This is a genomic window from Tamlana sp. I1 (assembly GCF_015355625.1).
In the GTDB taxonomy this organism is placed as follows: domain Bacteria; phylum Bacteroidota; class Bacteroidia; order Flavobacteriales; family Flavobacteriaceae; genus Pseudotamlana.
Genome location: NZ_JACLAF010000005.1, coordinates 31,259 through 53,671 on the forward strand (window position 1 = coordinate 31,259; position 22,413 = coordinate 53,671).

The window sequence follows — 22,413 nt, forward strand, 5'->3', positions numbered from 1 at the left end:
TAAAAATAAAATAATGAAGAAATTACTTTTTATAGGATTACTAGCTACAGCATATGCATGCGATAAAAAATTACCAGAAATTGCTCCAGATGTTATTACAGAACATACGTTGCACGATTCTGACGATCCAGCCATTTGGGTAAACCCGAACGACGCAGCAAAAAGCATTGTTTTTGGAACCGATAAAGATACCGATGGGGCTATTTATGCCTTTGATTTAGATGGAAAAATTATAGAAGACAAAACAATTAGAGGATTGAAACGCCCTAATAATGTCGATTTAGAATATGGGTTTAAACTTAACGATTCTACCCAAACGGCTATAATTGCTTTTACAGAACGTGAACGTCAAAAATTACGTTTGTATTCAGTGCCAGATATGAAACCTTTAGATAATGGAGGGTATTCTGTTTTTACTGATGCTAAAGAGCCTGAGGCAAATTTGCCAATGGGTGTGGCACTTTATAAATCGGCTAAAACTCAAAAAATATATGCTATAGTTGGACGAAAAAATGGTCCTGCCGATGGGTATTTACATCAATATGAATTGTCTAGCGATAGTTTAGGTGTGCAAGCAAAATTGGTAAGAGCATTTGGTAAGTTTAGCGGAAAAAAGGAAATAGAAGCTATTGCTGTTGATAATAAAAATGGTTTCATTTATTATTCTGATGAAATGCATTGCATTCGAAAATATCATGCCGATCCAGAAAAAGGTAATGAAGAGGTTTCATGTTTTGGTGGCGTAACCTTTAAGAAAGATATTGAAGGTATTGCTATTGCCCAGTATGAAAATAAAGGATTCCTTATTGTGTCAAATCAGCAAGCCCATACGTTTAATATTTTCGATTTAGAAACCAACGCCTTTATTAAAGAACTTAATTTAGGAACCAAAGAAACCGATGGTTGCGATGTCACTACCGTAGCTTTAGGTGATAAATTTCCAAACGGATTATTTGTTTCTATGAATGATGAAAAGAATTTCTATTTTCATGATTTAGCCAAATTGAAATTATTAGAATAAAGAACTCAGAGTAAACACGTTTAGTTTTTGTACCACATGATTTCACACCAATGTGGTTGAGTTTAGCCGAATAGTAACGGAATAACCTTTCGTTTTATTCGGCTTTTTTTATGATAAAAGGCTGTTAAAAGGGATAACCAATGGCAAAGTTTAAAACCGATTCCTGTGTTTCAAAGGTATAACGTTCTCCTTTTGGTAAAGAAGGGTCGTGAAATGGCGTTGCCAAATCAAAGCGAATAACAAAACCTTGAACATCTACACGTACGCCAACACCAACTCCCATACCTAATTCTTGAATAAAGGATTTTGAGAAAGTTCCGCCTGGTAGTGAAGGATTATCTTCAGAATTCCAAATGTTTCCAGCATCTACAAAGGCAGCGCCTTTAAAGAAAGAATAAATAGGGAAGCGGTATTCTACGTTAGCTTCTAATCGAATATTTCCTGTTTGATCATGGTAGGAGCCGTCGTTGCTAGTTCCGTTATAAGTTCCAGGGCCTAGCGATCTAATTCTAAAAGCACGTACACTATACGGGCCGCCAGAAAAGTATTGTTTTATGTTGGGTAATAAAACCGAGTTGCCATAGGGGATGCCGTAACCACCAAAGAGTCGTGAGGCTATAACATGCTCTTCATTAAATTTGTGATGAAAATAGACGTCTAAATCTAATTTAGCAAACTGAGCATATTCTAAACCTAGCACTTTGTTGGGCGTACCATCTTCATTTTTTTTGTTAAACAAACTAAGCAAATTTCCTGCTACCTCGAATTTTGTGTTCACATAAATTTGATTTGTTTTACGAGTTTCTAATAAACCATTATAGGTATAGCCAAAGGTGAGGCCGCTTATAAATTCTTGTTCAAAACTGTCGGCCAGATAAGGGTTGTTATCTAGAATAAGCTGAAAATCATCAGAGATATTAGATGGTTTTGTATAGCTTAAAGATATGGGGTTAATGTCGTAGGTTATAAATTTATTTGCATTCCAAGTGTAGCCAAAAAGTGCTGTATAAGATAATAAATCGTAGTAGCCTTTTCGGTTTAAATAATCTAAACTTAAAGAGGTTCTTGTTTTCGGAATGTCGTATTTAAAAAAATGAGAGCCTACTTTTATAGGGAAAATAATGCGCGGAAAAGCAACTTCGCCACTAATAGAAAATTGTGTACTGCTTAATTTGGGCTCATCGCTGCCCCTTGTAAACTGCGATTCATAAGAAAATTTGGTGCTTAGTTTTAAAACTTCCCCACCTTTAAATAAATTTCGATTAAGAAAAGAAACAGCAACCGCTGGACCTGTAAAGTTATTCGATTTGGTTACCGCCTGGAATTCAGTTTGTATGGCTCTTTTATTAAGCGGCGATAAGTAAATGTTTGCTTCAAGTTCCCCGATACTGTCCGTAAGCGCAGAATCTATTTCTTTGTACTGTATGTTTACAAATTTATAGGTTCCTATTTGAGATAAGCGTCTGGCTGTATTTTTAGAGGTTTCAGCGTTGTAATATTGTCCTTTGGATAAGGTTATAAAGGGGTCAAGATATTTTAGCTTGAAAAACAATTCATCTTGGTAATAGTTTTTATCCTCGTATATTTCGGCTTGAGTTGTATCTGTTTTTATATTGTAATGCGGGTAAACATTTACTTTAGATATTTTATAAGGAACAATAGCTTGTTTAGGGGTTTCTTCCTTAAGTTTTAAATATAAATCGAATCGTTTGTTTTTATATTTATTGGTATCGGCTTCAAATAAAATATAACGTTCATTAAAGTTATAATACCCTTTTTTCTTTAAATACACATCAATGCGTTTACGCTCTATTTGCATTAGTGGCAAATCAAAACGAATGTCTTTTTTTAAAACAGTATTTTTAACGCTTTCTTCTATTTTTTTAGAAATAGGATTAGGTAAGCTATCTAAAGTGAAAGTTTCCATGCGGTAGGGGCTGTCAACTTTTACTTTATACGCTACGGAAACTTCATCATCTTTTTCAATGAATTCCGATGAGGCAGAACTGTAAAAATAACCTCTATTGTCAAGTCTATTTAGAAATAAATTTTCAACGTCGTATGGCTTTACATCACTTTGGTAAACAGGTTCTTCACCAAACTTTTTATTAAGCCATGTATAAATAAAACTCGGGTGTATTTTTTGACTTTGATAGTAATAATAAAGTCCGAAATATGCACCTAATATTTTGGTGTTAGGTTTGGGAGCAATTACAGATTCCAGATTCTCTTTAATTAGTTTTTTTTCTTTTATTAAAGAGTCAGTTTCAATTTCAAGGGTGGCACCAGTGTACAGCCTTTCACCCTCCGGAAAGTGTTTTGCAACATTACACGCAAGTAATATTGCCATTAAAAGTAATAAGACTAATATATTTTTAAACGACATATTTAAGTTGATTCAATTTTTTGTTAGTCTTCAGTTTTAATAGTATCATCTTTTGAATCTTTCTCCTTTGCTTCAGTATCTTCTGTTTTTTCTTGATGTTCTTCTTGTGTTTCTCTAAACATAGCATCCCATAACTCTCTAAATTTATTAAACTCTCGTGTAAACAAGAGTGAAATTCCTGTAGTAATGGTTTGGCCATCTATAACATTTTCATATTCGTTTTTTCTAAAACCTTTTAATGTATAGCGTCCATCTTTGGTTAATAGATATTCTAAACTTACATTTCCAATTAAAGGGGCTGCTTCGTGGCTGCTATCTGATTTTCCTTCTACAGAAACCTCGCTACCAACTTTTACAATTAAGCGGTCGCTAAATAGTTTTTGCTGTGCAGCAACATTTAATTCTGTTCGGTCCATTGGGCTGTCACCTTGGTAATCTGTGAAACTATTCAGTTTAAAATCAAGGTTGAATCCAGAGCTATTTAATAGTTTATCTGAAAAGACATTAAGTTGGTCTGACAGGGCGCTATTTAAGTTGTCTCTGGCAATAGTATTAAAGCCACCTGCACTACCATCGCTATTAGAATCTGGATAAAAGCGGTTTAAAACTAAAAGCGAGAACACTTGTTTATTTAAGGCATCTGGTTCTTGATTAATTTGTTGTACACGCCCATAAACTTGTCCGTTGGCAATTCCACGATCGCTTTCTGGCATATCTAAACTAAAGGATATTTTTGGGGCGGAGAGTTCGCCGTCTATATTCAAATACACGTAGAAAGGAACGACTTGTTGAAATTTACTTTTATCAGAAATATTAGCACCCGAAGATGAAGATGCCATTAATCCAGTAGCTGAGGTTTCCAAATTGTAAATTGCTTTAATGTCCATTTCGGCATCAAAAGGATTTCCAGACCACGTTACTCGGCTTTCTGGAGCCAATTCAAAACGTCTGTTAACCAAGTGGTATAGGCTCATTTCGTAGTGCCCTCCAGAAACGTTATAAACCCCAGCAAGGTTCATTTGTCCATTTGGTTTCATTGTGAAATTAAATTCACCTTTACCGAAAACATTAAAATTATCGTTGGTTTTATCATTTAAAACCACGGTTAAAGTGGCATTATCGCCAATCTGTAAGAAGGTATTAACGTCTAATCCTGTAAATGTAGAAGTTTGTTCCTCCTCTTGAGTTAAAATATCATCTGGATGTTCGCGATTCACAAAAATGACAATACCGTCTCGTTTTTCTATATCAACTGATGCTGAAGGTAAAACATAGGTGACATCGGTTTCCGAATCGACATTAAGTTTCATGTCAATTTTAGGAATTTCTAAATCACCTGAAACATGTGCTTCTGCATCAAAAACAAGTTTGCCATAAATCAATTCGTTGTCATCTTTAGTCGCGTTTAAAACTTGGAAATTTTCTGCTTTTAAATTTAAATCGAAAGTTGGGTTAATATAAGATTCGGTGCCTATTTTACCCGAGACATCAAAGGTGTTACTTTTTTCATCGCGTATGGTGAAATTTGTAAAATACACTCCTTTGTTATCTACTTTTATAGATTCGTTACTTAAGGTAAAGGCGTTGTTTAATTTTGAGACATTAAATTTGGCGTTATTAAAGTTAAGGTTGCCATTATAATTGGGTTTTGAAGTGGTTCCTTTAATTTTAAAAACACCACTAAAGTCACCTTCTGTGTCCTTAACTTCTCCACCAGTAAAGCCTTCTAGGGCATGCATGTTAAATTTTTCAATATTAATATCAATATCCAAAAGAGCTAAGTCATTTTCACTTTTGTATTTTCCTTTAAGATTTAGCGTTACATCGCCACCTCCTAAATCGCTTTGAACGGCGTAATTATTCGAACCAAGTGATTTGCCATGAAGATTTAAGGTCCCCATATCGATGCCTTTTACTTTAAATTGAGAAACATCTAAATCGGCAATAATTCCGGGCTTATTAAGAGGGTCTTGCACTATAAAATCACCGTTTAAAATTCCTTCAGCCAAGGGGGTTTCTGGATTGAAATAATCTAAAATTTCATTTATTTTGAAGTTTTTATATTCAACAGCGATATGGTCTGTATGGACTTTGGGTAATTTGGCTGTGAGTTCGACCGATTGTTCGTCTTTGGTAATTTTAAAGTTGTTAAATGAAATTTTATCCTTTGTAAAAAGGATGGCGTTGTCTTCAGGAATATTCCAATTTTCTTTATTTAGTTTTAAACCTTCAGGAAAAACATGAAATTTTATATTGTTTTCAACGCCTGTAACAACAGCCCTAACATCTGAAATTTCGGTGTCCTTATAGGTGGCATTAAAATCCAGTTGCAATTCATTATTTTTTTGTACGCCAGTGATAAAGGTTTTGGGAAGTAACAGTGGCCCTGCGTTAATTTCATTAAATCCTAAATTAAAAAGAAATTCATCTTTATAGGTGTTAATTAATAGCGATAAACTGTCAATAGTATTGTTGCTGTAGTTTATATGAGGCGCGTCGACAATGGCCACTAACTGTCTATCAAGTTCTTTAAATTCGACATCTATTTTTACGGTATCAATCTCTTTTAAGTTTACTAAAAACACGTTATTTATAACGGGCGATTTCGAGAGTTGAGCATGTAATTTTAGTTCTACAGGGTTTTGAAGCGTATCGAAAGTCGCGCTTCTGTCTTTTCTGTAAAAGTAACTTAATACGTGGTGTTTTAAGGCTTTGCTAAATACGAGAGGTGTGGCATTAGATTGTAAATCCAGATTTAGTATTTTGTTTTCAACTTGTACTGATGTAGTGTCTTCTCTAACATGTGCATTGGCTTTTAGATCGCCTAATAAATAGGTTTTACTTTCGTAAACTACTACACCATCGCTTAACGTGGCGCCGGCGTCGTAATTTTTAGAGTCCCCTTTAAAATTTCCGCTTAGCGTAAAACCTGTTTTAATACTTTGTTCTGTTAACCCAAGCGCTTGGAGATTGGCTCCAGCTAAATGAAGGTCCATATCTAATTCTGGAGCTATAGAATCTAGAATAACAAAAGCATCTAAGTCGATATCAATATTTTGGTCTTTATAAACGGATGTAATTTCACCTTGTCCTTTTTTAATGTCGCCATCTATTTCCAGATTTTCAATTGGGTACTCATTATAGCTAAAATTATTAACCACAGCTTTAATTTTAGCATCTAAATCGTTGATGGTTTTTCCGCCGCCTTCGGCATCAACTGTAGCGGTTAATTTTCCTAGCTTTTCAATATTTAAAAGCTTGTTTAATTCGTATTCTTCAACCTTAATTTGAGTTTTAAATTGGATGTCGTTAAGGTTTTTAAAATTCCCGTCAACGGTTGCAATCCCTTGATTAGTTGTTAATGTACTGTTTGTTGAAATAGCATTAAGGCTACCTTGAAGGCGTCCTGATAAATTAATGTTATTTGGAAGGGTAACTGTTGAATCTTGAAGCGTTACAAAACGTGCGATATCCGATTTTTGAGTGATGAAAGTGTATTCCGGAATATCATATTTTATCGAGTCTGGCTTGGTCGCATTTTTAATGGTGCCATGAGCTGAAATTTTGGTTGAATCGCCCCAATAGACACTCAAATTAGGGATGTTAATATTAGAAACATAACCCGTAGCTTTTCCGTTTCCTGTAAGCTTTCTTTTGCTTAAAGCAAGCAGGTATTCATTGGTTTTTAAATCGGGTTGAAACAAAAACAAATCGTTTAAATCTAAACTGAAATTAGATAACATTAAGTCCATTTTAGATTTCTCTGGAGCCGACATTAGGGCATCCAATTCGGGATATGTCATCTCTAAATGCCCAGCAATTTTATCATGATTTAATGCTGCATCTAAGTTTTCAAGGGTTAAATTTTTATCTGTAATTTTTAATTGAAGCATTAAATGTTTCAAATTAAGCCCCGAGCCTTCTTGAAATTGTGCTTCTTCAACATTTAAACCCACACCGCTTTTATTCATGTAAATGCTATTTCCACTGAGGCTTAAATTTTCAAAAGCTAAAGCGTTAGGATTGAAACTTCCTTTTTTAACGGTATTGCCGTTTACAAAATAGTTAATCGTATTATTCTCTAAATGAGCTTCATTAAAATTAAAGGTAAAATCTGGCCATTCAAATTTTTCTGAAGGGTTGCTTGGAGCGCTTATAACTTGATTTCGAGCTATAGCAATTAGCGAATTATTAAGTGTGAATTCTTCGAAGGTGTAGGTGTTTGTGGCTATGTTTATAATGGATTCTTCGGCATTAAAATCGGCAATATTGGTGTTTAAATCTAAATGTTGTGTATTCGATTTAAAATGAAATTCCACTTCTTTTAAAATGAATGATTTTACCGATAAGGCCGGAAGTGTACTGCTTGTAGTATCGGCGCTTTTTGAAGGATTTTGAATCACGTTTATTCTGGCCTTTGTGATGCTTGCATCTGTTGCATCGAAAGCCATATTTTCAAGGTCGATGTTTTTTAAATCTAACAGAAGTTCGTCAAATTTTGCTGCTGTATCAATGCCGGTTACGTCATCGACATAAGTGATTTCAAAATCTTTTAAATCGAGATTTCTTAAAATTAAATTGATGCTGCTCGAAGTGGTGTCAACCGATGTTTCAGCAGGTTCATCGGAAGCAAAAGCATCAGCTAAAAAACCAAAATTATATCCTTGAATGGAATCTTTTCGCCAAATATGTGCACGAACACCTTCCCAGTCTAAACCATCAACGCCAAAGCTTTTTCCTGTAATTAAAGGTAAAAGTGCCAGATTGGCTTCTAATGATTTTGAATAAATAAGGGTGTCTTGTTGTTTGTCTTCTAAATAAACGCCAGTTATTTTTATATCGCCATCAAAAGTTAGAAACAGCGATTCTATACTAATTTTAGTTTCTGTTTTGTTGGACACATAATTAACCAACTTATTTTTTACGAAGTTTTGTACCCAAGGCGTTCTTATTAGTAAAACGATGGTTACAAATAGAAGAATAAATCCAATAAAAACCCGGCCAAGGCGTCTTAATCCTCGGTATTTCCTTTTCTTAGATGGACTTGGGACGCTATTTGTTGTTTCTTCTTTTTCTTTCAGGGTGAGGGCATTTTGGTTTTAAAGATTAAAAGTAATATTTTTTAACATTATTTTAAGGCTTGTAGCTTAATAAAATAGCGTTTATAATTTTAAAATGATGTTTTGTGTGTAGTTCTAAAAAATGAATGGTTTGATTTCTGGTTAATTTTCCGAAAATATGATGCTTAAAAAAGGCATGTTTATCTGCTTTTTCAATAAGTTCTAGTCCTGTTTTTGCCTGATTTAATTGTTCAATCAAGTTTGCTTTTGAAATATCTGGGGATTGTGAAACTACACTTTTTGGCGCTTTTACTTTACCTTTTGGAAAGCGGCCTATTGCAAATATAACGAGTCTTGTGGTGTTGAAATTCCAATGATAATCTTCGGGATTCGATTTTATTAAAGCGCTGCAAACCGCATGAATGACTTTTAAGGAATGATCGATTTGCCAACCAATGGTTGCCTTGGATATTTTAGGATTTATCAAGTCTTTTTGATCAACAAGGTCTTCTAATTTTGAAAGTAGTTGATGAAGTGATTTTAACCGTTTATTAGTCATGTTTAGAATTTAGTTTAAAAGGTATTCATTTAATCCTTAACTTTAAGCTATTGCAGTTGCAATTGACAAATTTTGTTTCATTTAAAATTAAACATTATGCTTCCATTTAGATCTGAAATACGAAACTCGCCATCGCACCCTACTATTAAAATATTTTTAAGTGATGAAACTTTAGTGCCTAGAATTAAAAAGCACTTAGATCATTTTAGTGATATTGAATTGACTGAAATTAGAGAAAGTCATGGGCAAAATAGGGAAGTTGAAAACATTACCATTTATTTAAAAGACCATGTGGATATTGATAAAATGAAATCGTCTATAGATTCCAGTTTATGGTGGTATTTTGAAGAGGACTTGGTAGATGAATAACAAGTGTTAAGAGTTAGAATATCAAGGTGTTCGAGCGGAGTCGAGAACAAAAAAATCTTATTAAAATCTCACTTCTCGACTTCGCTCGAAGATCCTTCTGAATAGCTGATTTTTGCTATTATAAAGATTACTTTTTTGGAGATATTTTAATTGAATTAGGTAGATGAATAGAGTTCTACATTTGCGTTAGGGTTTGAACGGCCTGTTTGAGCTCCCCGACCTTAGGAGGGAGCGAGTAGTGAAAGCCCGACCCCTTTTCGGGGTAACGCCCAACTTATTGATATTGTTTTTCTTGATTCGGAATTGAAATGATAAAAAAAATCCCAAACATGGCTGCTTGGGATTTTGTTTTATAAACCTATTTCTATTCTTGAGATTTCCGTCTACGCGGAAATGCAATATTAGTATCTGTAGTGTTCTGGTTTGTAAGGACCATCAACAGTTACGCCAATATAGCTCGCTTGCTCTTCGCGTAATTCGGTTAATTCTACACCAATTTTAGCTAAGTGTAATTTCGCCACTTTTTCGTCTAAAGCTTTAGGTAACATGTAAACCTTGTTTTCGTAAGCATCGGCGTTTGTCCAAAGTTCGATTTGTGCTAACGTTTGGTTGGTGAATGAGTTACTCATTACAAAACTTGGGTGACCTGTAGCACAACCTAAGTTTACTAAACGCCCTTCGGCAAGAATGATAACATCTTTTCCGTCGATTGTGTATTTGTCAACTTGAGGTTTAATGGTGTTTTTGGTATGTCCGTGGTTTTGGTTTAACCAAGCCATGTCAATTTCATTATCGAAATGTCCAATGTTACAAACGATCGCTTTGTCTTTTAAAGCTTCGAAATGACGCGCTTGAACGATGTCTTTATTTCCTGTAGTAGTGATAACAATATCAGTATTTCCAATAACAGTTTCTAGTTTTTTAACTTCAAAACCATCCATTGCTGCTTGAAGCGCACAAATTGGGTCGATTTCAGTTACTGTTACAATACTTCCAGCACCTTTAAAAGAGGCAGCTGTACCTTTACCAACATCGCCATAACCACAAACGGTTACACGTTTTCCGGCAAGCATGATATCTGTAGCACGACGAATGGCATCTACAGCAGATTCTTTACAGCCGTATTTGTTATCGAATTTCGATTTTGTTACCGAATCGTTTACGTTTATAGCTGGCATTGGTAAAGTTCCGTTTTTTACACGCTCGTAAAGTCTGTGAACACCAGTTGTTGTTTCTTCAGAAAGACCGTTAATTCCAGCAGCTAACTCTGGGTATTTATCTAATACCATGTTAGTTAAATCGCCACCATCATCAAGAATCATGTTAAGTGGTTTTCTGTCTTCACCAAAAAACAAAGTTTGCTCGATACACCAATCAAATTCTTCTTCGGTCATATCTTTCCAAGCGTAAACCGCAGTTCCAGCAGCAGCAATAGCAGCAGCAGCTTGATCTTGTGTAGAAAATATGTTACAAGAACTCCAAGTTACTTCAGCTCCTAAAGCTTGTAAAGTTTCAATTAACACGGCCGTTTGAATGGTCATGTGCAAACAACCAGCAATTCTTGCACCTTTTAAAGGTTGCGAGTTGCCGTATTCTTCGCGTAAACTCATTAGTCCTGGCATTTCAGCTTCGGCTAATTCGATTTCTTTTCTACCCCAATCGGCAAGCGTGATATCTTTAACCTTATTTGCTACGTATGGAATTGTTTTTGTACTCATATCAATTTTTCTTTTTGTTTAAAACCCAAACATCATTGTGAATAGTGCTTAAAATACTTAAATTCGCCTAAGAAAAAGCACTAAAATATTTAGGAGCTGCAAAGGTAATCAATAAGTTTTAGATTTTAAATGCCTCTTTATAAAACCATAACACCAAATTCGCAAACTACTGTTAAAATCTGGAAGATTGAAGAGTCTTACGATGATTTAATGCAAAATATGAGCCTGAAGCCAGAAACTTTAAAGCGTGTTTTGGGAATGAAAAGCGAATTACACCAGCGCGGTTTTCTTAGTGTACGTAAGTTGTTAGCCGAATTTGGGTATGATGATTTCGATTTGTATTACGATGAAAATGGGAAACCGCATTTAAAAGACGGTAAACAGATTTCGATAACCCATTCCTTTATTTTTTCGGCTGTGATTATCTCCGATGGTATTGTTGGTATTGATATTGAAAAGCAACGCGATAAAATAACGGTTATTGCTCATAAATTTATAGATTATGAGTTTAACTACCTTGATAAAAGAGCCGACGATTACATTAAAAAACTTACCACCATTTGGTGCGTGAAAGAGTCTTTGTATAAATTATTTGCCACGCCAGGATTGAGTTTTAAAGACTACTTTTTAGTAATTCCTTTTGAACTTAAAGATGAAGAAACCAAGGCTTGGATTGATTATAAAGACAAGAAGCATCCTTATAATATTCACTTTTTAGAGTTTGAAGGTTTTACCTGTGCTTATGCTGTTAATAGTTAAATTGTTATAAAGTTATAAAGTTAAAAGGTTGAATAGTTAGGGAGTTAAAAGGTAGTTAAGACTTTAGAGAAACATTTGTGGTGAATAACATATACCAAGACATATTGAAATCGGTTTTAGAACAAAAAAAGCTATTAGCGGTTTTAATCGATCCTGATAAATTTTTAGTTGAAAACACGGCTGCATTTTTCGGAAAAGTAAATGCTTCGGTGGCAACCCATATTTTTGTTGGCGGCAGCACGGTTGATGATTTTGCAACCGAAATTCTGGTTACTGAAATTAAAAAATACAGTCATTTACCCGTAGTTTTATTTCCTGGCGATGTGACACAAATCACTAATAAAGCAGATGGAATATTGTTTTTGTCTTTAATTTCTGGACGCAATCCAGAGTATTTAATTGGAAAGCATGTGCAAGCGGTTTCAAAATTAAAAAACTCGAATTTGGAAGTCATTCCAACAGGTTACCTTTTAATTGAAGGTGGAAAAATAACCGCAGTCGAAAAAGTTACTGGCGAAAAACCACTAGCACGTGAAAACCTTCAAGAAGTTATAGATACTGCAAGTGCCGGACAGTTGCTTGGCATGAAATTGATTTATTTGGAAGCTGGCAGTGGGGCAAAAGCACCCTTAACTCAAGACATGATTTTAAAAGTGAAACAGGCTATAAACATTCCGCTAATTGTGGGAGGTGGAATTCGCAGCAAAAAGCAACTTGATGCTGTTTACGAAGCTGGTGCCGATATCGCCGTTATTGGAACTGCTTTTGAAGAAAACGAACTGTTTTTTGAGGAACTAAAAGCAACATTAGCTTTAGGGAATTTGGCTTAATAGGTAAAAAAAATCAAGCGTTAATAAAATAAATCACGAATCAAGATGATAGCCTAGAAACAAAGCGTTTCGCTTTTTTTAGTCTATTTTCTGTTATATAGAAATTATGAAAATATCTGTAGAATTAACATTATCACCATTACAGGATGAATTTGAACTAGCCATCATTCATTTTATAAAGAAGTTAAGAGCTTCAAAATTAACCGTCCTTGAAAATCCGTTAAGCACGCAAGTTTATGGTGATTATGACGACGTGATGCATGTACTTACCGTAGAAATTAAAGAAGCTTTTGAGTTAATTGAACGCGGATTACTTTTTATGAAAATTGTAAAATCCGATCGCCACGATTATGAGCCCCATTTTTAATTGGTTTTTTTCGCAATACTACGATGTGCCAACACACCTTGTTGTTTTAGAACTTATAGGCGTGTTTTTTGGCTTTTTAAGCGTGTGGTTTTCTAAACAGGAAAATATTTTAGTCTACCCAACAGGCATTATAAGTACCGCAATTTTCGTGTATATTTTGTTTGTTTATAGTCTTTTAGGAGACATGCTAATAAACGCTTATTATTTTATAATGAGTATTTATGGCTGGTATTATTGGACACGAAAAGATGCCAATAATCACGAAGTTCCTGTTTCGGTTACCACAAAAAAAGAGCAGGTTTGGAGTCTAATCATCTTTTTGTTAACTATTGTGTTTATCGTTATTTTTTACAAGTTGAACGATAAATTTAATGGATGGACTGCTTATGTCGATACCTTTACTACTGCCATATTTTTTGTGGGCATGTGGCTCATGGCAAAAAAGAAACTTGAAAATTGGGTGTATTGGATAATTGGCGATATTATTTCGGTGCCTTTGTATTTTTATAAAGGATTAATTTTCACCTCGTTTCAGTATTTAATTTTTACAATCATAGCTATTTATGGCTATAAAGCATGGAAGAAAAGTATAAACAAGAACCCTCAAATTGCGTAAAAGTGGTGTTGTTTGGTCCTGAATCTACAGGAAAAACAACTTTATCTAAGCAATTAGCTCGCCATTATAATTCGGTTTGGGTGCCTGAGTATGCGCGAGAGTATCTTCAAAATAAATGGAATAACGAGCGCAAAACTTGCGAGCCAAAGGATATTTTACCAATTGCCGAAGGGCAAATAAAATTAGAAAATGAATTGGCTAAAAAAACAGATACGGTTCTATTTTGCGATACCGATTTGTTGGAAACCAAAGTCTATTCGGAAGTGTATTACATAGGAAGTTGCGACCCCATGCTTAAAAAATATGCCTTAAAGAATACCTATAGTTTGTATTTTTTAACTTACATTGATACGCCTTGGGAGGCAGACGATTTAAGGGATAAGCCTAATGAACGCGAGACGATGTTTGAAGCCTTTCAGAATGAATTAATAAAACATAAAAAACCGTACGTTTTACTTAAAGGAACCAAGCAAGAACGCCTTGAAACCGCCGTAAAACACGTTGATAAACTATTAAATGAAAACAATGTTTGTAGATAAAGATATTCAGCAGATCTATAAAAAGGGTATTACAATCGAGCAAATTAAAGCTCAAATAACACGCTTAAAAGATGGGATGACACACTCTAAATTAGTAGGTGCGGCAACCATTGGCAAAGGTATTGAAGCTTACGATGATGAAGAAACCAAGGCTTTAATTCAGTATTACGAAACGCATAAAAAAGACTTGTCTATTTTAAAATTTGTGCCTGCTTCGGGAGCGGCTACACGCATGTTTAAGTTTTTGTTTCTGTTTTTAAAAAACTATAATCCTTCAAAGGAAAATATTAACGATTTTATTAATAGACAAAACAATACCTTAATTGAAACTTTTATTTTAAATTTTGAAAAGTTTCCATTTTATAAGGAAGTACTTTCCAAAGCTAAAACAAGCATTTCTGGTTTTGAAGATTTATCTGAAGGTGAAAAATACGTGCATTTTGTAAAAATCATGTTAGATGAAGAAGGCCTTAATTATAGCTTTTTACCAAAAGGTTTACTGCCATTTCATCAATATGAAGATGAGAATGTTACGGCTTTTCAAGAGCATTTGTTAGAGTCTACTTTATATGCGTCTTCAAACGGGAATTCCAACCTTCATTTTACAGTTTCAGAAAAACATCACAGCCTTTTTAATGATGAATTAAGTAAAGTAAAGCCATTTTTAGAAGCCGAAACAGGGACTAAGTTTAATGTTACATTTTCATATCAGAAGGAAGAAACCGAAACCATTGCACTCACTGCAAAGGATGAGGTTTTTAGAAATGAAGACGATTCCATTTTGTTCCGACCAGCAGGACATGGCGCTTTATTAGAGAATTTAAACGATTTAGATCACGATATCATTTTTATTAAAAACATCGATAATATTGTTGTTGCCGATAAGAATATTGAAGTGTCTAATTATAAAAAATTGTTAGCTGGCGTTTTATTAGAAGCTCAAGAAAAAGTATTTGATTATTTACGCAAACTGGACTCGGGAAATCTAACTGAAGCAGATTTCAATTTAATGATATTATTTCTACGTTATCGACTTAATGTACCCATGAATGTTGAGTTTGATACCTTTTCAACTCTCGAAAAAATAGCCTATTTAAAAGATAAATTTAACCGTCCAATTCGTGTTTGCGGCATGGTTAAAAACGAAGGCGAACCTGGCGGTGGCCCGTTTTGGGTAAAAGGGAAAGACGGCGATGTATCCTTACAAATTGTAGAGTTTGCTCAAATAGATTTTAGTAAAACAGGACAGCAAGGCATTGTGTATAAAGCCACGCATTTTAATCCTACCGATTTAGTTTGTGGTGTAAAAAATTATAAAGGCGAGAAGTTTAACCTAAAAGAATTTGTCGATCACGATGCTGCTTTTATCACTATAAAAACGCATAATGGCATTGACATAAAAGCCTTGGAGCTTCCAGGTTTATGGAACGGTAGCATGGCTTATTGGAATTCTATTTTTGTTGCCGTGCCTTTAGAGACGTTTAATCCTGTAAAAATGGTTAACGATTTATTAAAACCTGCGCACCAAGTTTCTTAATGTTTGATAAGGAGAATGTCATAAAAGAATTAAGTTTTAAGGCTATTAGAAGCTCGGGTAGCGGCGGACAACATGTGAATAAAGTAGCTTCTAAAATTGAATTGACTTTTAATTTAAAAGAGTCTTCAGTGTTTTCCGAAGCTAAAAAAGAAAGACTTCTAGAGAAGCTTGAAAACCGCCTGACTAATGATGGTGTTCTAATTCTAACATGCGATGAAAGTAGAAGTCAGCATAAAAATAAAACCCTGGTCATCGAGCGCTTGTTTTCGCTTATTGAAGGCGCTTTAAAAGTAAGAAAACGCCGAATCCCTACTAAAATCCCGAAATCGGTTATTAGAAAACGTCTAAAAAGTAAAAAGCAACAGGCTGATAAAAAGGCAAATAGACGAAAACCAGACGTCGATTAAAAAAGCTAAATTAATGATTGGCAATTAGGAATTGCTTAGTACTTTTGCAGCGTTCTCATAAAAGGGGTGCTTTTTCAGTAACTCATTATCAGTTAAGAATATATGTTGTTTGTTCAGCAACTTAACTTTTAATTTTTTACTGCCAAATGCTGAGATCATACCCATCGAACCTAGAACAGATAATGCTGTTTAGGGATTGTAAAAAGAGTTGTAATTTATAATATTTTAAGCAGCTCCAAAAACAAACAAACCAATAACCACAAAGAATAATTCCCCTTTTTTATTCGATTATAATGATTAATCGACATGAAATCGACTTCAACAAAAAGTATCCTATCTCTAGTAATATTACTGTTTTCAATTAGCTTTTATGCTCAAGAAAACGATAAAGTAGTAGATTCAACAGTCACAGAAAAACTAGAAGAAGTTTTGGTAAAAGCGGTGCGTGTAAATGCCGATTCGCCAATCACACATTCCAATGTTTCTAAAGAAGAATTGGCAAAACGTAATTTGGGTCAAGATATTCCAACTTTAATAAATTATTTACCTTCTGTAGTTACAACTAGCGATGCTGGTGCAGGGATTGGCTATTCTGGAATTCGTGTGCGTGGTACCGATGCAACCCGAGTAAACGTAACCATTAACGGAATTCCTTATAACGACCCAGAAAGTCAGGGGACATTTTGGGTGAATTTAGGTGATTTTGCATCGTCTACACAGAGTTTGCAATTGCAGCGTGGTGTGGGGACGTCAACCAATGGTTCTGGTGCTTTTGGTGCGAGTTTAAATTTATTAACCGATAATGCTTCCGATATCGCTTCCGCGGAAGTTGCCAATAGTTTTGGAAGTTATAATACAAGTAAACACACGGTTAAAATGAGTACAGGACTGTTGAATGATCATTTTGAAATCTCCGGAAGGTTTTCTAAAATTCATTCCGATGGTTATGTTGATCGAGCTTCAACCGATTTAAAATCCTATTTTTTACAAGCGGTTTATAAAGATGATAATACCTTAATTAAAGCCTTAACTTTTGGAAACCAGGAGCGCACTTATCAAGCGTGGTATGGGTTAACAAAAGAACAGTTGAATGAAGATCGACGTCAGAATCCCTATACCTACGATAATGAAATTGATGCCTATTGGCAAGACCACTACCAACTGCACTGGAATGAACGTTTAGATAACAATTGGTCTACAACCCTAGGTTTAAACTATACCAAAGGGAAGGGGTATTTTGAACAATATGAAGGCGATACCGACGAAATTGATTTGTACAACGGTATTGTAGTTGCAACGGGTGTAAATGACGATGGTGAACCTATAACCGATGTGATTCGTAGACGTTGGTTGGATAACGATTTTTATGTAGTCAATGCCAATATTACCTATAAGAAGAATGCTTTGGAAATTATTTCAGGCATTTCGTTTAACACTTATTCTGGCGATCACTACGGAGAAGTGATTTGGGCAAGAGAATTTGCTCCAGATGCAGCAATTCGAGATCGTTATTATGAAGGCGATGCAACTAAAAATGATTTCAGTGTGTTTTCTAAAGCCACTTTTAAATTGGCTGAAAAATTTACAGGATTTCTAGATATGCAAGGGCGTTTTGTGCATTATAAAACAAACGGTTTAGAATCCGATCGTGCGCCGTTTGTCACCGATGCCCAATTTAATTTTTTCAATCCGAAAGTAGGATTAACCTACAAACACAGTAATTCGTCAAGTATTTACGCGTCGTATGCAAGAGCCAATAGAGAGCCTAATAGAGATGATTTTCAAGCCGGAGTTACCGAAAATGAAACCCTTAACGATATCGAAATTGGTTGGCGATATAACCGAGAAAAATTACACCTAAGTACCAATTTGTATTATATGTTTTATGAAAACCAACTGGTGTTAACTGGCGAGTTGGACGATGTTGGAAGCCCTGTTAGAGCAACTAGTGGCGATAGTTATAGATTAGGTTTAGAGGTAGATGCTAATGTGATATTTACCAACAAATTTAATATGAATACTAATGTTACGGTAAGCCGAAATAAAAACCGTGATTTCACCTCGTCTATAAATGGTGAACTGGTGAATTTAGGTGAAACAAATATTTCGTTTTCTCCAGATTTGGTGGTTGGAAACAGCTTTAATTTCTCGCCAATCCATAATTTGCAACTGTCTTGGTTAAGTAAATTTGTCGGGGAACAGTATATGGGGAATACCGATAATGAAGAATCAATATTACCAGATTATTTCGTAAACGATTTAAGTATAACCTATGAGATACAGCCCAAAAAACTATTTAGAGCCATTGTTTTCTCAGCTTTAGCAAATAACTTCCTAAATAAAAAATATGTTTCTAATGGGTATTTTGGTTCTTATGATTATGATGACCCAACAAGTCCTACAGGAATTACAACGGGTTATTATGCGGGCTATTATCCGCAGGCAACAGCCAATTTTTTATTGGGACTTAATTTGATGTTTTAGTGTTTGTCAGGTCTTGTCGAAACCCGTGTTGAAAATCACAACGTTTAATAGTATAAAAACCGTTTGTCAGACCTTTCAGGTTTTAAAAACATAAGTGTTCGGAACACAAAATTTTAATTAAAATAGATTAATTAGATTTAGTTTGTTCTATAAAACATTAATAAAACTGGCTCCTCCCTTCGTTTTGAAGGGAGGAAAATTTCGATGAAATCGAAATGAGGAGGGTTAAAACTATAAAAAAAACATATGAGCTTTCAACTTCCGAACACTTATGTTTAAAAAAAACTGAAAGGTCTTTTTTTAGCTATTTGCAATAAATAACCTAATTCGAAATATAAATAATATTTCCACTTCTATTGGCAGGGTAGAATTTTAGCGAACAGGTTAACGCATCGTTATTATCGGCTGCACCTGTTATAAAATTATAGCGGTTACCGTCATCACATCCGCATGCTCCAAAAAGACCATCTGGAATTATGGCAGAACAATCGTTTGGTGTGTGGTTAGGGTCGCTAGCATCCCAAGCTAAAATACTCGAGCCAGCATTGGCGACAATCACTCCTTTGTTACCAATATTAGGGATGTAAATGGAGTTGCCAACATTATTTAAAATGGAGTACTGCGGCAAGCTTAAATCAATGCTGTAATTAACCGTAACATCAAGAAGGTAATTACAGTTATTATCGGCGTCAGAATTGTTGCTGCAAGCGTATAATAAAGCGAAAAGAATAATGGTGTATATCGATTTCATAGGGTCTTAAAATATAACGGCAATTTACAACAAAAAGTAAATTGACTTAAATATTTTGTATATTTGTGTGACAATCTCGTGCAAACGGGATTTTTTTGTTTGCTGAATCCTTTAACATCATTTTGTTAAAGTTTGTCAGCATCTTTTATTAAGTAAAATAATGAAGTTATGAGTAAAGCATCGTACTATACACCAGAGGGGTTAAAAAAATTAAGAGACGAGTTAAGACAACTTAAAGATGTAGAGCGTGTAAAAGCGTCGAAAGCCATTGCTGAAGCACGAGATAAAGGAGATTTAAGTGAAAATGCCGAATATGATGCTGCTAAAGAAGCACAAGGGATGTTAGAAATGCGTATTTCTAAATTAGAAGATGCTTTGGCAGGAGCGCGTGTTATTGATGAATCACAGATGGATACTTCTAAAATTTTAGTATTATCGAAAGTGAAAATAAAAAATCAAACCAATGGTATGGAAATGAACTATACTTTGGTTGCCGATGGTGAAGCTAATTTAGCGGCAGGAAAAATTTCTGTAAACTCACCTATTGGTAAAGGTTTGTTAGGGAAAACGGTTGGCGATGTTGCTGAAATACAAGTGCCTAACGGGGTTATGAAATTTGATATTATTGAAATTTCAAGATAGATTTTATTAAAATAAAAATTAAGATTTCAATTTTAAGAATCTTCTAAAAGTTGAACGATTACAAGCGATAATTAAGGTTCCTGTTTCTAGTAAGCAGGAATCTTTTTATATTTACAAAGGCTCTCACAATTTAAAAAAGATATTATGGCATCAATTTTCACGAAAATAGTAAATGGCGAAATTCCTTGTTACAAGGTCGCCGAAACCGATGATTTTTTAGCTTTTTTAGATGTTAATCCCAATGCTAAAGGACATACGCTTTGTATTCCGAAGCAAGAAGTAGATAAAATTTTCGATTTGGATGAAGCTACTTATACGGGTTTAATGGCCTTTTCTAGAACGGTTGCCTTAGCGCTAAAAAAAGCCGTGCCGTGTAAGCGTATTGGCGTGAGTGTGATTGGTTTAGAAGTACCCCATGCCCATGTGCATTTAATTCCGTTGCAAACCATGGACGATGCACGATTTATTCAAAAAGTAAGTATGTTGCCAGATGAGTTTCAAGCTTTAGCCAAAGCCATTCATGCCGAATTATAGATTGAGATAAACGGCCAAAAATAGTGAAGCACTAATTAATGTGGTTGCTCCAATAATAAGCATCCAAGCCAACTTTTTTAGTTTTCTAAAAGCTGGTTTAGGCACGAAAGCCTTATTTTGGTAGTCTACCACACGATCAATATCGGTTGTCCATTGCCCCGGATAAATGGTCGTATTACAAGTTTTACAATTTAATTCATGGTTAATTTCCGAAGTTAAACCTTTGTATAACGAGGTTTCAACCGCTTTTTGTTTAAATAATAAATGCAATCCGTTTGTGTTATAACATTCCGGACAGTTGTTATTTAAAGGCACTTCTTTAATGTCTAGATATTTAAAAGGCATAATTAATTGGCGCGTTTTAATGTGATTTGAAAGGTGGTTCCTTTGTCTATTTCAGATTGTAAAACTTTAATTTTTCCATCGTGAAAATCTTCAATAATACGTTTTGTTAACGATAAACCCAAGCCCCATCCGCGTTTTTTTGTCGTATAACCGGGTTCGAAAATTTTAGTAAAATTCTTCTTAAGCAAGCCTTTTCCCGTATCAGAAACACAAATTTTAACCATATTTTCTAATTGTGAAATTTCAACAGTTAGTTTACCACGGCCTTTCATGGCATCAATGGCGTTTTTAACTAGATTTTCTATGGTCCAACTGTAAAGCTGTTTGTTTAAATTCACAAAAATTTCCCCTTTTGGGACATTAATTTCAAAGTCGATTAGGTTTGAAGACCGTGCTTTAAGATAGTCGTAAGACTCTAAAGTTTCTTTAATAATGTCTGCTTTTTCCAAGGTTGGCAACGATCCTATTTTACTGAAACGTTCGGTAATGGTTTTTAAGCGGTCAACATCTTTTTCAATTTCAACAATATAATCAGGGTTGGTGTTTTCGGCTTTTAAAATTTCTGTCCATCCAATTAAAGAAGATAAGGGCGTGCCAATTTGGTGAGCGGTTTCTTTTGCCATTCCCGACCATAACTTGTTTTGTGTGGCGTTTTTATTGCTTCGGTAGAAAAAGAAAATAACAGCTCCAAACAGAAAAACAATCAGTAATAAGGCTAATGGATAATATTTTAATTTGTTTAATAAAGGCGAATTTCCGTAGTAAATAATACTGTTAAGCTTGTTGTCGAAAATAACTTCAATAGGTTTATTTTCACTTTTAAAAGTGGCTACTAAATTGGCTACATATTTTTTATCCGAAAAATGTTTGTCATCAATATTCAGGTAACTTCCAATGCTGCCATCTTTGTTGATTTCAATAACGGGAGTGCTTTTATTACTATTTAATATTTTAAGTGTAAGGTCGAGATTTGTATTATCATCAGAGTTTATTAAATCGGTTTGTGCAAAGGACCAAATTTCCATTTTAGCACGTTCTTCATCTTTAAAATGCTGAAAAAACTCGTAGGTTTTCCATAAAATAAGCGTAACAATCGCAAATGAAGCGATGATAATTCCCCAACGAAATGTGTTACTGTATTTTGTGAAAATCATGACCATTAAAATTTTGATTGGTAATATAATGCAAATCTGTTTAAATTATTGCCATGCTTTGGTAAAATGATTTTTTAGCATGCTGTAGCAGAAGTGATTTTTAATTCATGAATCGATTTATGTATTTTTTAAAAACGGGTGTTAATGTTAATAACTAGCATTCGGTTTTAATGTTTTTTTGGTTAGTTTTGTAAATCCTGAAAATAGGAAACGCTGGCATACCTTTAAAAAGTTGTATTGTTCAGTAAATTAAGTGGTTATTGGTGGTATTTTTGTAATTTCAGCCAGACTAAGTAGCCAAAAATCACACGTTTTAAATTCAGCTTAGCTGAAAA

19 protein-coding genes are annotated in these 22,413 nt (G+C 34.5%); 12 read left to right on the forward strand and 7 right to left on the reverse strand.

The annotated features are described in order from the left end of the window. The first annotated feature begins 13 nt into the window (after nt 1–13). Complete coding sequence (locus H6X70_RS05325) at nt 14–1,021, forward strand: phytase (protein ID WP_194766636.1); 1,008 nt, start codon at nt 14–16, stop codon at nt 1,019–1,021. Nucleotides 1,022–1,145: 124 nt separating this feature from the next. On the opposite strand, the gene H6X70_RS05330 is transcribed toward H6X70_RS05325, so the two are convergent. The 3 genes from H6X70_RS05330 to H6X70_RS05340 form a co-directional block, all read right to left on the reverse strand. Continuing rightward, nucleotides 1,146–3,371 carry a BamA/TamA family outer membrane protein gene (locus tag H6X70_RS05330; protein ID WP_228530278.1) on the reverse strand — a complete coding sequence of 742 codons (2,226 nt, stop codon included), beginning with the start codon at nt 3,369–3,371 and terminating at the stop codon, nt 1,146–1,148. Nucleotides 3,372–3,430: 59 nt separating this feature from the next. Beyond that, nucleotides 3,431–8,308, reverse strand: coding sequence for a translocation/assembly module TamB domain-containing protein (locus H6X70_RS05335; protein ID WP_317171453.1), 4,878 nt, complete (start codon nt 8,306–8,308; stop codon nt 3,431–3,433). A gap of 232 nt (nt 8,309–8,540) precedes the next feature. Beyond that, complete coding sequence (locus tag H6X70_RS05340) at nt 8,541–9,026, reverse strand: DinB family protein (RefSeq protein ID WP_194766638.1); 486 nt, start codon at nt 9,024–9,026, stop codon at nt 8,541–8,543. Nucleotides 9,027–9,122: 96 nt separating this feature from the next. Here H6X70_RS05340 and H6X70_RS05345 point away from each other — a divergent pair, with 96 nt between their 5' ends. Beyond that, nucleotides 9,123–9,395 (forward strand): hypothetical protein, encoded by a 273-nt coding sequence (locus tag H6X70_RS05345; protein WP_194766639.1) that lies wholly within the window; start codon nt 9,123–9,125, stop codon nt 9,393–9,395. Between the two features lie 401 nt (nt 9,396–9,796). On the opposite strand, the gene ahcY is transcribed toward H6X70_RS05345, so the two are convergent. Beyond that, on the reverse strand, nt 9,797–11,113 hold the full coding sequence (gene ahcY, locus H6X70_RS05350) for an adenosylhomocysteinase (protein WP_194766640.1): 1,317 nt from the start codon (nt 11,111–11,113) through the stop codon (nt 9,797–9,799). A gap of 129 nt (nt 11,114–11,242) precedes the next feature. Between ahcY and H6X70_RS05355 the strand changes: the two genes are divergently transcribed. The 8 genes from H6X70_RS05355 (at nt 11,243) to H6X70_RS05390 (ending at nt 18,652) form a co-directional block, all read left to right on the forward strand. Next, nucleotides 11,243–11,872 carry a 4'-phosphopantetheinyl transferase family protein gene (locus H6X70_RS05355; RefSeq protein ID WP_194766641.1) on the forward strand — a complete coding sequence of 210 codons (630 nt, stop codon included), beginning with the start codon at nt 11,243–11,245 and terminating at the stop codon, nt 11,870–11,872. An 80-nt stretch (nt 11,873–11,952) separates the two neighbouring features. After that, nucleotides 11,953–12,702: a geranylgeranylglyceryl/heptaprenylglyceryl phosphate synthase gene (locus H6X70_RS05360; RefSeq protein ID WP_194766831.1), complete on the forward strand. Its 750-nt coding sequence runs from the start codon at nt 11,953–11,955 to the stop codon at nt 12,700–12,702. Nucleotides 12,703–12,808: 106 nt separating this feature from the next. Beyond that, nucleotides 12,809–13,069, forward strand: a complete 261-nt coding sequence (locus H6X70_RS05365; RefSeq protein ID WP_194766642.1) for a thiamine-binding protein — start codon at nt 12,809–12,811, stop codon at nt 13,067–13,069. Continuing rightward, complete coding sequence (gene pnuC, locus H6X70_RS05370; RefSeq protein WP_194766643.1) at nt 13,053–13,685, forward strand: nicotinamide riboside transporter PnuC; 633 nt, start codon at nt 13,053–13,055, stop codon at nt 13,683–13,685. Before H6X70_RS05365 ends, pnuC begins: the two co-directional genes overlap by 17 nt. After that, a complete protein-coding gene (locus H6X70_RS05375; RefSeq protein ID WP_194766644.1) occupies nt 13,646–14,224 on the forward strand; it encodes an AAA family ATPase in 579 nt (192 codons plus the stop codon). Before pnuC ends, H6X70_RS05375 begins: the two co-directional genes overlap by 40 nt. Next, complete coding sequence (locus tag H6X70_RS05380) at nt 14,202–15,761, forward strand: DUF4301 family protein (protein WP_317171454.1); 1,560 nt, start codon at nt 14,202–14,204, stop codon at nt 15,759–15,761. Before H6X70_RS05375 ends, H6X70_RS05380 begins: the two co-directional genes overlap by 23 nt. Next, nucleotides 15,761–16,168 (forward strand): alternative ribosome rescue aminoacyl-tRNA hydrolase ArfB, encoded by a 408-nt coding sequence (gene arfB, locus H6X70_RS05385; protein ID WP_194766645.1) that lies wholly within the window; start codon nt 15,761–15,763, stop codon nt 16,166–16,168. Before H6X70_RS05380 ends, arfB begins: the two co-directional genes overlap by 1 nt. Before the next feature lie 306 nt (nt 16,169–16,474). Then, nucleotides 16,475–18,652: a TonB-dependent receptor gene (locus tag H6X70_RS05390; RefSeq protein ID WP_194766646.1), complete on the forward strand. Its 2,178-nt coding sequence runs from the start codon at nt 16,475–16,477 to the stop codon at nt 18,650–18,652. A 322-nt stretch (nt 18,653–18,974) separates the two neighbouring features. Here the strand turns inward: H6X70_RS05390 and H6X70_RS05395 are convergent, their stop codons facing one another. Then, nucleotides 18,975–19,403 (reverse strand): hypothetical protein, encoded by a 429-nt coding sequence (locus tag H6X70_RS05395; RefSeq protein ID WP_194766647.1) that lies wholly within the window; start codon nt 19,401–19,403, stop codon nt 18,975–18,977. Between the two features lie 168 nt (nt 19,404–19,571). Between H6X70_RS05395 and greA the strand changes: the two genes are divergently transcribed. Together greA and H6X70_RS05405 are read left to right on the forward strand one after the other, a co-directional pair. Then, nucleotides 19,572–20,045: a transcription elongation factor GreA gene (gene greA, locus H6X70_RS05400; protein ID WP_194766648.1), complete on the forward strand. Its 474-nt coding sequence runs from the start codon at nt 19,572–19,574 to the stop codon at nt 20,043–20,045. A 144-nt stretch (nt 20,046–20,189) separates the two neighbouring features. Further along, the gene (locus tag H6X70_RS05405; RefSeq protein WP_194766649.1) at nt 20,190–20,579 is read left to right on the forward strand and encodes an HIT family protein; all 390 of its coding nucleotides are present in this window, start codon (nt 20,190–20,192) and stop codon (nt 20,577–20,579) included. Here H6X70_RS05405 and H6X70_RS05410 read toward each other — a convergent pair. Continuing rightward, the gene (locus tag H6X70_RS05410) at nt 20,574–20,924 is read right to left on the reverse strand and encodes a hypothetical protein (protein ID WP_194766650.1); all 351 of its coding nucleotides are present in this window, start codon (nt 20,922–20,924) and stop codon (nt 20,574–20,576) included. The genes H6X70_RS05405 and H6X70_RS05410 overlap by 6 nt on opposite strands. 2 nt (nt 20,925–20,926) lie before the next feature. Beyond that, nucleotides 20,927–22,078 (reverse strand): sensor histidine kinase, encoded by a 1,152-nt coding sequence (locus tag H6X70_RS05415; RefSeq protein ID WP_194766651.1) that lies wholly within the window; start codon nt 22,076–22,078, stop codon nt 20,927–20,929. Between the last annotated feature and the right edge of the window lie 335 nt (nt 22,079–22,413).

Coding starts and splice junctions, on each gene's coding strand:
- H6X70_RS05355 (WP_194766641.1), top strand. CDS start 11,243: ATGCCTCTTTATAAAACCATAACACCAAATTCGCAAACTACTGTTAAA.
- H6X70_RS05365 (WP_194766642.1), top strand. CDS start 12,809: ATGAAAATATCTGTAGAATTAACATTATCACCATTACAGGATGAATTT.
- H6X70_RS05410 (WP_194766650.1), bottom strand. CDS start 20,924: ATGCCTTTTAAATATCTAGACATTAAAGAAGTGCCTTTAAATAACAAC.
- H6X70_RS05345 (WP_194766639.1), top strand. CDS start 9,123: ATGCTTCCATTTAGATCTGAAATACGAAACTCGCCATCGCACCCTACT.
- arfB (WP_194766645.1), top strand. CDS start 15,761: ATGTTTGATAAGGAGAATGTCATAAAAGAATTAAGTTTTAAGGCTATT.
- H6X70_RS05395 (WP_194766647.1), bottom strand. CDS start 19,403: ATGAAATCGATATACACCATTATTCTTTTCGCTTTATTATACGCTTGC.
- pnuC (WP_194766643.1), top strand. CDS start 13,053: ATGAGCCCCATTTTTAATTGGTTTTTTTCGCAATACTACGATGTGCCA.
- H6X70_RS05380 (WP_317171454.1), top strand. CDS start 14,202: ATGAAAACAATGTTTGTAGATAAAGATATTCAGCAGATCTATAAAAAG.
- H6X70_RS05405 (WP_194766649.1), top strand. CDS start 20,190: ATGGCATCAATTTTCACGAAAATAGTAAATGGCGAAATTCCTTGTTAC.
- H6X70_RS05375 (WP_194766644.1), top strand. CDS start 13,646: ATGGAAGAAAAGTATAAACAAGAACCCTCAAATTGCGTAAAAGTGGTG.
- H6X70_RS05390 (WP_194766646.1), top strand. CDS start 16,475: ATGAAATCGACTTCAACAAAAAGTATCCTATCTCTAGTAATATTACTG.
- H6X70_RS05415 (WP_194766651.1), bottom strand. CDS start 22,078: ATGATTTTCACAAAATACAGTAACACATTTCGTTGGGGAATTATCATC.
- H6X70_RS05325 (WP_194766636.1), top strand. CDS start 14: ATGAAGAAATTACTTTTTATAGGATTACTAGCTACAGCATATGCATGC.
- greA (WP_194766648.1), top strand. CDS start 19,572: ATGAGTAAAGCATCGTACTATACACCAGAGGGGTTAAAAAAATTAAGA.
- H6X70_RS05330 (WP_228530278.1), bottom strand. CDS start 3,371: ATGGCAATATTACTTGCGTGTAATGTTGCAAAACACTTTCCGGAGGGT.
- ahcY (WP_194766640.1), bottom strand. CDS start 11,113: ATGAGTACAAAAACAATTCCATACGTAGCAAATAAGGTTAAAGATATC.
- H6X70_RS05340 (WP_194766638.1), bottom strand. CDS start 9,026: ATGACTAATAAACGGTTAAAATCACTTCATCAACTACTTTCAAAATTA.